Origin of the sequence: Nostoc sp. UHCC 0251, assembly GCF_034932245.1 — a bacterium.
In the GTDB taxonomy this organism is placed as follows: domain Bacteria; phylum Cyanobacteriota; class Cyanobacteriia; order Cyanobacteriales; family Nostocaceae; genus Nostoc.
Genome location: NZ_JAYGHD010000321.1, coordinates 14953 through 27909, shown reverse-complemented (window position 1 = coordinate 27909; position 12957 = coordinate 14953). Strand labels below are relative to the sequence as shown.

The 12957-nt window shown below is 41.5% G+C and carries 12 protein-coding genes and 1 pseudogene; 5 read left to right on the top strand and 8 right to left on the bottom strand.

Going from position 1 to position 12957, the window contains the following annotated elements; genetic code table 11:
- A pseudogene (locus VB740_RS26275) lies at positions 1-748 on the bottom strand (hypothetical protein); the annotation flags it as partial.
- 602 nt (positions 749-1350) lie between these two features.
- On the opposite strand from VB740_RS26275, the gene VB740_RS26270 reads away from it, so the two are divergent.
- Both VB740_RS26270 and VB740_RS26265 read left to right on the top strand, forming a co-directional pair.
- Entirely contained in the window at positions 1351-1548 is a 198-nt protein-coding gene (locus VB740_RS26270) for a hypothetical protein (protein WP_323202803.1), read from the top strand.
- 81 nt (positions 1549-1629) lie between these two features.
- Positions 1630-2109 carry a Tic20 family protein gene (locus tag VB740_RS26265; protein WP_323202802.1) on the top strand — a complete coding sequence of 160 codons (480 nt, stop codon included), beginning with the start codon at positions 1630-1632 and terminating at the stop codon, positions 2107-2109.
- A gap of 3 nt (positions 2110-2112) precedes the next feature.
- Here VB740_RS26265 and VB740_RS26260 read toward each other — a convergent pair whose 3' ends face one another.
- Positions 2113-2886 carry a fumarylacetoacetate hydrolase family protein gene (locus VB740_RS26260; protein ID WP_323202801.1) on the bottom strand — a complete coding sequence of 258 codons (774 nt, stop codon included), beginning with the start codon at positions 2884-2886 and terminating at the stop codon, positions 2113-2115.
- A gap of 615 nt (positions 2887-3501) precedes the next feature.
- Between VB740_RS26260 and rpsF the strand changes: the two genes are divergently transcribed.
- Together rpsF and VB740_RS26250 are read left to right on the top strand one after the other, a co-directional pair.
- The gene (gene rpsF, locus VB740_RS26255; protein WP_323202800.1) at positions 3502-3864 is read left to right on the top strand and encodes a 30S ribosomal protein S6; all 363 of its coding nucleotides are present in this window, start codon (positions 3502-3504) and stop codon (positions 3862-3864) included.
- Between the two features lie 239 nt (positions 3865-4103).
- Positions 4104-4664 (top strand): Npun_F5560 family protein, encoded by a 561-nt coding sequence (locus tag VB740_RS26250; RefSeq protein ID WP_323202799.1) that lies wholly within the window; start codon positions 4104-4106, stop codon positions 4662-4664.
- 478 nt (positions 4665-5142) lie between these two features.
- Here the strand turns inward: VB740_RS26250 and VB740_RS26245 are convergent, their stop codons facing one another.
- The gene (locus tag VB740_RS26245; RefSeq protein ID WP_323202798.1) at positions 5143-5496 is read right to left on the bottom strand and encodes an STAS domain-containing protein; all 354 of its coding nucleotides are present in this window, start codon (positions 5494-5496) and stop codon (positions 5143-5145) included.
- A gap of 493 nt (positions 5497-5989) precedes the next feature.
- Between VB740_RS26245 and VB740_RS26240 the strand changes: the two genes are divergently transcribed.
- A complete protein-coding gene (locus VB740_RS26240; protein ID WP_323202797.1) occupies positions 5990-6619 on the top strand; it encodes a DedA family protein in 630 nt (209 codons plus the stop codon).
- 97 nt (positions 6620-6716) lie between these two features.
- Here VB740_RS26240 and VB740_RS26235 read toward each other — a convergent pair whose 3' ends face one another.
- From VB740_RS26235 to VB740_RS26215, 5 genes are all read right to left on the bottom strand, one after another.
- Positions 6717-7919 carry an argininosuccinate synthase gene (locus VB740_RS26235; protein WP_323202796.1) on the bottom strand — a complete coding sequence of 401 codons (1203 nt, stop codon included), beginning with the start codon at positions 7917-7919 and terminating at the stop codon, positions 6717-6719.
- A 286-nt stretch (positions 7920-8205) separates the two neighbouring features.
- The gene (locus VB740_RS26230) at positions 8206-8712 is read right to left on the bottom strand and encodes a PEP-CTERM sorting domain-containing protein (RefSeq protein ID WP_323202795.1); all 507 of its coding nucleotides are present in this window, start codon (positions 8710-8712) and stop codon (positions 8206-8208) included.
- A gap of 128 nt (positions 8713-8840) precedes the next feature.
- Entirely contained in the window at positions 8841-10802 is a 1962-nt protein-coding gene (locus tag VB740_RS26225) for an alkaline phosphatase (protein WP_323202794.1), read from the bottom strand.
- A gap of 39 nt (positions 10803-10841) precedes the next feature.
- On the bottom strand, positions 10842-11081 hold the full coding sequence (locus VB740_RS26220; protein ID WP_323202793.1) for a hypothetical protein: 240 nt from the start codon (positions 11079-11081) through the stop codon (positions 10842-10844).
- A gap of 125 nt (positions 11082-11206) precedes the next feature.
- Positions 11207-12181, bottom strand: a complete 975-nt coding sequence (locus tag VB740_RS26215) for a cation diffusion facilitator family transporter (RefSeq protein ID WP_323202792.1) — start codon at positions 12179-12181, stop codon at positions 11207-11209.
- Between the last annotated feature and the right edge of the window lie 776 nt (positions 12182-12957).

Genomic DNA, 12957 nt, shown 5'->3' with positions numbered 1-12957 from the left:
CATCTGGCACAACAGTAGTAGCGGGGTTCCTGGCTGGAGTAATTACCAGTTTTTTCGCGATCGCTTTATCTGGGATAATTGCGGGTTCTGCTGGAGCACTAGCTTCCAAGTTCCCTTCATCTGGCACAACAGTAGTAGCGGGGTTCCTGGCTGGAGTAATTACCAGTTTTTTAGCGATCGCTTTATCTGGGATAATTGCGGGTTCTGGTGAAGCACTAGCTTCCAAGTTCCCTTCATCTGGCACAACAGTAATAGCGGGGTTCCTGTCTGTAGTAATTACCAGTTCTGCGGAAACTGCGATCGCTTCATCTAACTTAATTGCGGGTTTGATAACAGAAACAGTATCTGACTGATCGGTTAAATGTGATTCTACATTCTCCCCCTGCTCTATCTCTACTTCCTGGGGCAACACTTCAAGTTGGACACTGTATTGCCAAGATTTACCCAGTATGTCCGACATCAAATCGCCCGTACAGCGCAACTCCCATACTCCCGGATCAAAGTAAGTAAAGGGAATTACCGCCATTATGCCTTCTGAATTAGTGCGACGCGATCGCTTAAAAATTCGCCGCGTTGGTTGAACTTGCTGGGTTGAAGAGTGAGTTACCCGTACTTCCACGTCTGTATTACGAAGGTTAGAACGAGCCAAAACTCTATACTGCCCTTCCAAAACTTCCAAATTTGGCGATTCTAGGATATGCCACGAGCGAGCGCCTTGCTTCTGTATCAGAAATTGCCAGTGTTCCATTGTGAGTGATGCCCAGACCGACGATCCGCCAAGTTATATTGTGTATTACCTTGCTTGCAAGTTTACCCCAGTATTTTGGAAATGCATCCCTTAAATGGCTATCTAGTTAACTCAGTTTTACTTACTTCACTTCTGGCACTTTAACTAGTCCCGTCAAGGGAATTTTAATGGAGCGCCGTGTTGCTTGTGCGTAAAGCTTTTGTTGTTTTCCGAATAGTAATTTTGACACTCTCCAGTGCTAATTTAACAGGGAGGCAACGAATACCGTTGGCTATGTATGCTCAACTTAGTGCGAATATTTTTGTATTATTTTTTACTAAAGTGTCCATTTGCAATAGACACAACATACAATAAATTAAGATTCACTTGACAATTTTTATTAAATTGTGATTGCCCACATTTTTGCTACAAAGAGTTAGGATGTGGCTCTTAAGTGTACTCTGCGATCGCTGACGGCGGGTGCAAAGCGCGATCGCAAATCCCAACACTTAACCGCACAGCAAACGCCCAACCTACCTGAAGCGTTTCTTTGAACCGCTACAAAGCGTATCCTCACCTAAGTGAAATGTGGGTAGATAATGAGGATTTACAGGAGGGATTCGATGCTAGTCATTTTAATGGACGAGCAAATCCTTGCCCCTGAGCAAGTTTGCCAGTCTTGTTTACTCGCTGACAGGAGCGGTCAACCCCGTTGGCGTGGGGGTCAACTGCGTTGTGGTCAAGCCATCCACAAACTTACTCAACAGCAGCCAGACCAGTATGAGTGTGTGATGGGTTTTCGTATCGCCTATATAGAATAGTTGAATTTGCCAGCAAGACCAAGCAACTGCGTTATCCTAAGCTCAAGTAACTATAAAAATTTAATCACAGGAGAACGCATAATGTCTTGGCGCGGGTCTACAACGGTTTCAGATCGAATTTTTGCTTCCTTGCCTTATTTACTGCCCCTAGTTGATGGTTTAGTCTTTGGCAGCTTTTTGTTGAATCAGTTTCCAGCACTACGAGTTCTGCTTTTACCACTGCAACCAGTGCTAATAATTTACGGTAGTTTAGGACAATTTGGACAAATAATTGTCTTCTTTGCCTTGTTCCTATTAGTGGTAAGAAACGAAAAAATCAGTCACTTCATTCGTTTCAACACAATGCAGGCGATTCTTTTAGACATAGTTATATTTTTGTGTTCCATACTGGTGCGAGTTTTAGGACAGGTTCCTGGTACTGGCTTTGCAATAGAAACATTAGCTAACACTATCTTTCTAGGCGTTGTAGTCGCAGTCGGATATTCCGCCGTCCAGTCTTTACTGGGACGTTATGCGGAAATCCCGGCGATTTCTGATGCGGTGTACATGCAAGTGCGTTAGAAGTTAACGAGATGCTACGGTGTTTTCCAGGCGACCAATACCTTCAATTTCGACACGGACGCGATCGCCTGGATGCAATGGACTGACACCCTCCGGCGTACCTGTAAGCACCAAATCACCGGGTAGTAGCGTCATAACCTGACTGATATAAGAAACTAGAACATCAGGAGAAAACACCATCTGATCTATACAGGCAGATTGGACTGGATTGCTATCGTCATTCACAAAAGTCTGCAATCTTGCTCCTGGATTTAATTCCCGCACAATCCAAGGGCCCAAAGGACAGAAAGTATCAAAACCTTTAGCTCGCGTCCATTGACCATCCCGTTTTTGTAAATCCCGCGCTGTTACGTCATTGGCAATGGTGTAGCCCCAAATTTTGCTTTGGGCTACCTCTGGCGTACATTCAAAAGCGTAATCGCCAATCACTAGTGCTAACTCTCCTTCGTAGTCAACTCTTTGCGACTGGGGAGGATATTTAATTTCCCTCTCAGATGGAATAATCGACGTAGGTGGCTTGAGAAAGATTAGTGGCTCAGAAGGCACTGGAGTCCCCATTTCAGCTGCATGGTCTGCATAATTCTTACCCACCGCCACAATTTTTGAGGGAGCACAGGGAGCCAGAATTTGGTAATCTTCTGGTGTCAAAGTTAAATCAGTGGGTTGTCCTTGTAACCAAGGCGGAGCATCTAGCACCTGCACATCGAGAGATAGCTGTAGTAACCCATAGAAAACCTGTCCTTCTTGATTTTGAATTCGCACATAGCGTTGTGCCATAACCTTGATGAATATCCTTTTATCTGCGATTAGAAGCCGTAAGCGGGTAGCAATTTTCAGTAAACTGATTATGCCTTGAGCCTGAAAGCGATCGCTATAGATGTCCTTAAGGAAAGATACCCGTTGGCGGATCTGATAGCTTGATCAATTTGCTGGCGATCTCCAAAAACTGGATTCTTACCTTGATTACACTCCTACACCTCTAGACAAGTAGGTGTAGGCTTCTGGCGTCAATTATCCTTCCAGAACTTTCTACGTGGTACTCAAGATTGTTTACCACTATGAAGTTTCATGCTCAGATGTATCTCCTGCCTCACAGTCTTTTCAAAAAAAAGACTACCTACGCTTGCTACAGTCTCATCATTCCCTTGACGGGTGAGTGAGAGGTTTCTTTTGGAATCAGCTAAAGAAATCTGGGGTCGCTTCCCGACCTAGTTTTCATTAGGGACATCCAAAAAGTTCAAACTTCGGCGATTTGGCTAATGATTCAAATTGAAAACTGGTAAGATTATAGTTCCTTGTTGCTTCAGATGTTGATTAATACTGCTATTTTGAATAAAAACAGGTATAAATTAGCATCAGCAGCCATTACTGTCCATGAGGAGACTGAAAAATATGACTACAAGTTACGAGACAATGTACATTCTCCGCCCTGACCTGGGAGACGAACAGGTAGAGCAAGCAATTACTAAATATCAGAATTTGCTGCGCGAACAAGGCGCTGAGGATATCCAAATTCAAAATCGTGGTAAGCGGCGTCTGGCTTATGAAATCAACAAACACCGCGATGGCATCTACATCCAGTTAAACTATAGTGCGCCTGCAACTGCGATCGCCCCCTTTGAACGCGCTATGCGCTTAAGTGAAGAAGTGATTCGCTATTTGACAGTTAAGCAGGAAATCGCAGAAGAAAAACCTCCTAAAGAGGAAAAAGAAAGACCCACTAAGGTGGCAGCAACGGCACCTGCAACAGTGTAAGGAATAGGGAGTAGGGAATAGGGAATCTAAAATGGACATTACAATAATTCTTCCTCTGCCTCCCCTGCCTCCCCTGCTCCCTCATCCCCACTCCCTAATACTCCATTCAATAAAATTTTGTTTTTTCTTTTTTCGTGACTTGCTTGGGAATGCTAAATTAACAAATACTTGCCAAAGGTAGTACTCCCGCAGTTATACCTAAGAGTGGACAAGATTCTGAATGGGAGCTGTAAGCTACTGTGAGCCAATCTGATACACCGAATATTCAAGTTCTCTCTACCGAAGTCTCGCAGCTACGCCAAGAGCTGCAACTTCGTGACCAATTAGTGCAACAACTATCTCAAGAACTCTTCCGGCTGGTAAAGGGTAATACTAGCTTTATGCCCCAGCAGCCGGAGCTTGAGCGGGATTTGACCCAATTACACGCTTTACAAGAACAACTCCAAGCTGTGGAGCAGCAGGTGGCGTTCTACCAAGAGCAAATTACAACTCGTGACTCCGAAATTTACCAATTGCGACAGTCAGTACAAGAACTCACCGATCGCACTCGGATGTTGGAGCAAGTAGTACAAGAGCTGCCTCAAATTTACCGTCGGAAGTTTGAGGAGCGGATGACGCCAGTCAGAGAAAAGGTAGCAATGCTACAACGGGAAAACCGCCAGTTACAAGCAGAACTGCAAAGTGTGAGTTACCGTTTAGCACTCAAAACTCGCAATGCTAGTCACAGCGGCATTGATTTGCCAAATTTCTCCCGCCCAGCATCCGAAGAAACTAACTTTTCAACTCCCCAGAATGCCTAAACTTACCGTTATGGTGAAATCGAAGAGGTAAGAAATTGACCCGATTAAAGTGTCTTGGAGACATTCGACTAGTACCCAAGATAAAAATAACTATGCGGTTATAAATAACGCAAAGGCTGATGAGCTAAACTTTCTTACCTCCTGTTTTCTTCCACTACTTCGCATATAGAACAATCAACTCAAAGTAAATTGCCAAACCCTGTCTTTCAGAAGTTGGGGAGTTTCACAAAATAATTGCATTGTTTTGACCGATTTTGGTCATTTTCTACTTTACTGCTTTAGTGTAGATGTCTTACAACAAGCTGATTCATTCATCTGCCATTGATATTACCTACCCCAAAGCTATAAGTTTTACTCAACATTATTCTCTAGAAAAAAAAGAAAATCAGTCTGCTAGCACCAGACTGTTATCTTTGAGAATATAAAAAAATGCAAATATTGCTTGACTCCACCATCCTTCTATAGGTAGATTTATTATTTAGTCTGCTAGCACCAGACTGTTATCTTTGGATATAGTAAAAATATCTTCATAAGTGTTAAAAATTTCAAACACTGAATCTAGTTGGGTAAGTTCCAAAATTAACCGTACAGGAGGTTGCACGTTGCATAGAACCAAGCGACAACCACTCTGACGTGCAGCTTTCAACGCTTTTACTAAAGGGACTAACCCAGAACTGTCCATGAAATTAACTTTTACTAGATCAATAACCCAGAGTTGATGAGCTTGGGGCACAACTCCAGTCATCTGTTCACTCAAAGCCTTACCGCCTTCCAAATCTATGCTTCCTTGGGGTTTAAACAAAATAACTTGAAGTTCTGGTGTGAGAATCATAAATGTAACAGGGTAGTTGGAACACTTGAAAAAAATCGAAAAAGACATCAATACTTTTTCTCTTTCAACGGCAAAATGACTGTTTTACCCAGATATTTGGGCAATTACAGTTGTGCAGTTGAGAAGGATTATTTCAGTATTCATGCCGTATAATTTGTGATAACTTTCATCAATATAGGCATAACCGCTTAAGAATTTCGGTATCAACCGTATCTTTTACAAAATTTTTATAATTTAACAAGGCATTTATAAATTTTTTATAAATTTTTTAATTTTTTTTTTAATAAATTATGAACTTGTGGTATCAAATTCTAAAAACTGCATATTTAATAGTTAAAATTTAATGGTTACCATAGACTATAACTGATGGATTATTCAGAATTAAACTCAATGTAATAACTCAATGGCTTTATGTAGCGGTTTGATTGACACCCCGCGCATAAACAAGCAAAAATATAATAAAAGTAAAAATTTGTAAAGACGGCGGTACGGGATGTCTTTAGAGCTGATTTCACTAGAAAATATCCAGGAAGTCGCCCACACTTACGGGTATTGGGCAATTTTTTTGGGAATTTTGCTAGAAAATTTAGGCATTCCCCTTCCTGGCGAAACCGTGACCTTAGTAGGCGGGTTTCTAGCTGGCAGCGATGAACTGAATTTCTGGCTGGTTCTCGGTGACGCAATTATGGGTGCTGTGATTGGTGGCACTTGTGGCTACTGGATTGGTAGGGTTAGCGGTTGGTCTTTTCTGGTAAAAGTTGGTAGTATATTTCGAATTTCGGAAGTGCGACTGCTAACTATTAAAGAACAATTTAGTCAAAATAGTTCTAAAGCAGTGTTTTTTGGACGTTTTTTGGCATTGTTACGAGTTTTTGCGGCACCACTAGCTGGTATAGCCGAAATGCCTTTTGGAAAATTCTTTTTATACAACTTTTTAGGAGCAGTTGCTTGGGCTAGCTTGATGGTGACATTGGCTTTTTTTGCTGGCAAAATTGTCTCCTTAGAGCAATTGGTTGCTTGGGTGGGTCAATTTGCGATCGCAGCGTTACTGATCCTCGCTGCCTTGATTATTGTGCCCCTGTGGCTAGAGTCTCGCCAAGTTAAGGGTGCAGCAGAAGAGTAAGTAGGGAAGTGAGGAGATGAGGGAATAGGGGGAGCAGGGGAGCAGGGGGAGATGAGGGAGAAAATTTTGCCTTGTCCTTCTCATCCCCCTCATCTTCCTAACCTCTAACTTGCCGCGACCAAATGCGAGTCGGTAGTCCCCAAACGTAGATAAAGCCTTCAGCGGCTTTGTGGTCAAATTGGTCTTCGGCTCCGTAAGTTGCCAAATCGGGAGTATAGAGGGAATTATCGCTCGAACGTCCAACTATCGTAGAGTTACCCTTGAACAACTTGACTCGAACAGTTCCGGAGACTCGCTCTTGTGTCTTTTGAATAAAGGCATCGAGTGAAACTTTGAGTGGACTGTACCACAAACCGTTGTAAACGATTTGGCTGTAAGTTTCTTCAATGCCACGCTTGTAATGGGTGACATCTGCCGTCAAAGTCAAGCTTTCTAAATCCCTATGTGCCTGAATTAGCACTAACATCGCGGGTGATTCGTAGATTTCCCGCGACTTGATCCCCACCAAACGGTTTTCAATCATATCGATCCGTCCGATACCGTGATTTCCTACCACCTGATTGAGTTCTTCAATTAGTTCAACTGGTTTTTTAGCTATACCGTTGAGGGTTGTCGGAATACCACCGTGGAAACCAATTTCGATGTACTCTGGCTCGTTGGGAGTATCAATAATCGCTTTGGTCATTTCATAAATTTCTTCTGGTGGCTCAAATGACGGATCTTCGAGTAAACCAGCTTCAATACTACGACCGAGCAAATTCTTGTCAATGCTGTAGGGAGAAGATTTTTTGACTGGTGAAGGGATACCAAACTTCTCACCATAGGCGATCGTCTCCTCGCGGCTCATGCCCCATTCTCTGGCTGGTGCGAGGATTTTTAGGTTGGGGTTTAAGGCGGTAACAGAGACATCAAAGCGAACCTGATCATTCCCTTTGCCGGTGCAACCGTGAGCGATCGCATCAGCACCATATTTTTCGGCTGTCTCTACTAATACCTTAGCAATCAGTGGACGAGCAAGGGCAGTTCCGAGAGGATAACGATTTTCATAAAGGGCGTTGGCTTGAATTGCTCCAAAGGCGTAATCTTTAACAAAGCTGTCTTTGACATCCGCCACGAGTGATTCACTTGCACCCGATTTCAGAGCTTTTTCTCGAACTGGCTCTAATTCATCTCCCTGACCTAAATCTGCTGCTAGGGTAATCACCTCTTCCACACCCCACTCCTGTTTAAGGTAAGGGATGCAAACGGAGGTATCTACTCCGCCAGAATATGCCAGGACAACCTTTTTGGCGCGACCCATTAATTTCTCCAGTTAGGAAAACAAACAATGAGTCATTATTATATCTAAACTAATGCATGTATATTTTCTTCATGCAATAACCAATAGGTTAATTAACTGCAAACCCAGACATTACCGTTAACATCTTGTCTGATGCCAATAAAACGATATAGCAATGCTAAATGATTTGTGAATCACAAGATTCCCTAACTTTTTAGGAAAATTGGGAATCTGAGTTTTTAGATTTTATAATTTTAAAAATTTGCAGGGTGAAATTATCCCACCCCGTTATTCTTGATAATTTGATTTAAGCTTTTGTCCTTGATGGTTTAGAAGATGCTATCTTTTTACTCAAGAACAAACTCAACCCGAATACAGGCAATCCAAGCATCAAACTTGGCTCTGGAACAGTGGTATAAGTGACGGTCTGAACACCTGCACTACTTGAATCGTTCAGATTGATAAAATTTTCGCGGTAGACATTAAAAGCGCTAGGTGTAAAATACAACCCTAAGCCCGCTTGGTTAAAAATTGTTCCCGTTTTGTCGGTGAAAACTGACGCTAAAGGATCATCCGCTTCAGTGTATAACTGGCCACCATAGGTAGCAGAAATCTTTAAACCTTCTGCGATCGTTACTTCTTGATCGTCTGCTGCTGCTTGGTCGAATGAAAAAGTGCCTGTGAGAGTTTTATCGTTGTTAAAAAAATTATAAGTTACTGCTGCTGCTTGAGCAGGGATAGTTTCCCCTAACGACAAAATCAAAGCAGTTCCTACCGTTGCAGCTGCTAACTTCTTGAAGATGGAGTCAGTCATTTTTTCCCCTTGATAATAGAACAGGTGCTAATAATACCGCAATAGTTTTTTGAGACAGAGACGTGCTAACACACATCTCTGCAACACCAGGCTTTTTAGTTAGTGTTTAGTAATGCGGTGTATTCAATTTACGGGCTTGCGATCGCAGTTTTCATAGCTTGGAAGATATGACTTTGGTCAACCACACCCCGAACACCAGGTACAGTATAAGTACCAGAGCTATCTGTAATCTGGAAGCCTTGTCCTAGCGATCGGGTCAGAGTTGATGCGTAAGCACCCTGGTAGTAAACAGGTACAACGCGGCGGCTATGGCTACCCCAGAGATATTTGTAATTTGGATCAGACCCCCAGAAGTGACCAGCATCAGTAGGATTGTGCTTGACGAAAGTGATGTCCTTGGCGTTATACTTCAAGCCTTTAGCCTTATTTGGGTCAGGATTGGGAGTTAATTTAGAGGCAAAGTCATTATTTAGAGTTAGATAGTGGTCATGGTCAGCAGTAACCAGTAGCAAGTTCTTCTTCCAACCACCATGATTCTCTACCCAACTAATGACTTGCTCAACTGCCTTATCAAAATCATTCATGGTACCAATCAGGTTATCCATGTTGTCGTCATGAGCAGCCCAGTCGATATCGCCTCCCTCAACCATTAGCCAGAAGCCATCTTTATCTTTACCTAAAACGGTTAAAGCTGCTTTGGTTAATTCAGCCAAAGTCGGATTTTCGTTAATTTCTTTAGCGATAAAGCTGGCATCAGTTTCACCGGGAGCCAGAGGACGGACTGTATCTGGTGCAGGAGCATTAGGAGCGATGGGATTACCAGCTGCATCAATAACAGGAACACAATCCCCAGCAGTACCAGTAATTATCTGACCTGATGGACAGGTATCCGGCGTTCCAGCCTTAACAACAGAGCTATATAGGGAGAAGTTGTCCAGACCTGTCAAACTATAGTCTCCCTTAGAGGAACTAACAGGAATGTTGCCATTTTGTCCACGCGCACCATACAGACCAAATAATCTGCCTCCCTTGTTGGGGTCAACTTTAGCAGCCGTTTTTAGCAGTGTCTTAGCTGCATTAGGACCGCGTTCCAGAAAGGTATAGCCGTAACGATTGGACGTAGGATTATTCTTTAGATGCTGGTAAGTGTCTTTTGTAATGTACGTGTACTTAAAGACGCCCTCTGCTGTACTTGTACTTTCTCTATTTTCAAAATCTTTGGGATGACCGCCACCCAACAAAATATTGGGTTTAAAGTTCAGCAATGTCTGTTGCAAAATGCTGTCTTGGTTGGTCTTGCTGGGGTCGTAAACACTGTCATACTTACTACGACGATTTACGAAAGAAGCCGCAGCACCAGGCGTTGCATGGCTAACAGGTACAGATGTTACCAATCCTGTAGATTTACCTTTTTCTTTGGCAATTTCCAGGATGGTTTTCAACTTCTTCTCGTAAATGTCTACCCCCATAGCATTGTTAAAGCTTTTTACCCCTGTATACAAAGTTGTAGCTGTGTTAGCAGAGTCGGGATAACTGTACTTGATGTAATCTTTTTCGTATGTTCCAGAATTAGCAGGGGTCAAAGGAATCCAAGGAACAGGGCCGCCCTTACTGATGTCATAACCCGCCAGATTACCGTTTTCTAAGCTATTGCCATCAGTTCTATTGCCAGGATTAAAAGGAGTCGGCTGGAATGAGAAGTTGGGACGAACAGGACTTGCACCTGTAAGTGTATCAGACCCATCTAGAGCAGAGTTACCTGCTAAATGGGGCTGATCTGTTGGATTTTCTGGTGTATTTCCCTGAATTGTTGTGCCGTAAGTAGTTACCAATCCATATCCAGTTAGCTTTTGGAAGCTAAGACCAGACCCTTTACCACTAGTGTAAAAAGGCGCACCTTTGGCAATGGCTGCGGCTCGTGCCATCTCCCAACCCATACCATCGCCAATCATGATAATTACGTTAATTCCATTACCAGCAGCTAGGGTGGGCTGAAAAACAGAATTACCAAATACCAGCAGAACGGTACAAAGCAAGCCAGCCATACTAAGGGCTAGAAATCGCTTGTACTTTTGCAAAAATGAAATCATTGCAGTGTGCCTTAAAGTTAATTGAGCAGGTGTTAGCCGTTAATACTGATAAAAATTTGGTTCTAGATGACTAGCACCAAAGTCTGAGTATGTTGCAGTCACATCTACCTGACTAGGGGCTGCGGCATAACTTGGATTAGAGGCGGTTGCTGGTTGTTGATTTGATGTTCCTAAAAACAATAAAACTGCCAAAACCAGACCAGACATGAACCAAGCCAAGGTGCGCTTGTACTGTTTAAGTAATGAAATCATTGGGAATTTTTGAATTAAAGTCATCATCAGGAAACCTCCTAGTAAATAGCTGATCGCTATGCTTTGACAATTAAAATGAATGTCAATAAGCATGATTTTTAAAGGTTAAGTTAATTAATTTTGGGATAAATTTGAGAAAATACATTCTTGTGCTAATGTGTTTTGTTAGGAGACAACATTAAAACTAAATCTTGATTAAATAAAGGATGTATTGGTAGTATTGAAGGATTTTTATAACTAGTTAGCTGCAAAGTTATCTCAGCAATCTGAAAAGTTTTTCGGATGTGAGTTTCTAACTTATTGAGTAAGCGATCGCGTTCTTGGATAGTTGTACATTCAACGGTCAAATTGGCACAAAGCATTACCTTATTTAAGCTAAGTGTCCAGATGTGGAGTTTTTCTACTTGAATAACACCAGGAAAAGATTGAAGAGATATTTCCACCTCAACGGGGTCGATGGATTCTGGTGCATACTCCAAAAAAATCTTTAAACTTTCTTGTACTAAAGGGAAAGCACTTAAACCCGTAAAAGCTGCAACGACTAAACTAATAGCCACATCTGCCCACCACCAATCCCAAAGATGAACTGCTACAGCAGCTATAATTACACCCACAGAGCTAGCAGTATCGGCGATGACGTGAAGCAAAGCTCCGCGTAGATTTAAATCGTTGTGAGTGTGGGGATGAAGCAAAGTAATATTGAGCAAATTGACGATTAAACCTAATACCGCAATTGCTAACATTGGTATGCCTAAAATTGCTGCTGGATGTTGCCAGCGTTGAATAGCTTCCCATGTGATAAAAAGAGCGATCGCAAGTAAAGCTAATCCATTCAACAAAGCTGCTAAAACTTCAATCCGCTGATTTCCAAAGGTTGCTTTTTTCTTAGCTGGTTGCTGTGCTAAAAAACTAGCAAGTAGCGATATTGCCAAGGCTGTAATATCTGATAATATGTGTCCCGCATCCGCCTGTAAAGATAAACTTTGACTCCATAAACCCACACTCCATTCAGCAGCAAAAAAAATAGCAAGTAAACCTACTGTTATCCACAAAGTTTTTGCTTTCTGGTAATTATTAACTTCTTGTACCGGATCATCTGCACATCCACACCATTGAAGTGAAAACATTACTCACAAACCTTTTTACAGCACAGTATTATCTTAAAAAATCACACTACCCGTATTTTTGGTGAGTATGTTCTCTATTTGGAATGTATATCCTCAAATATTGTTTTTAGCAAGCTATGGTTAAAGTCTTTTTTTATCCATATCTATGCTATCTATGCTTTTTTCTAAAATTACGTACCAATCTATTGTCAAAAGATTTTTTGTAATTTCAAAAATATACGAATACTATACAAATATCTAGGGAGCATCCATTTTTGGAAGAAACATAATTCTGATACTCCGAAAACCCTACTATATGGTTAATCTAAAAAAGTAGATCCGCCGAAAGTTGATGCTCCCAATATCTATCTACAAAAAAACTATCCTACTTGATTTAAGAAATGGTAATGCTTTTATTAAAATCAGAAATTCAAGCAGATTAACACTCACAATTTCCAGCACTCATCCTATTAGTACCTTGTTACTAATTACACATGAGTTTATTGGTAATAACAACTTACGATCTACCTACCATACTCTTTGAGAGGATGACAACCATTATCTTTTGATATATTGCTGGTATAGGTAATGAATACTTTTTTATGCGCGATATATCTCGATAAATACATATTCAGAATAAGAATATTTTTTCATTTTTGAATAACATTATAAAGATTATAAGCTTCAGATTTACATATTCACTTACTACTAATTCTGTTATCTTAACAATTTGGCAGTAATAAAAAGGTTACTAATACCAAGGATTAAAGTCAGAAGCTTGAAACCGTTTTGATGCT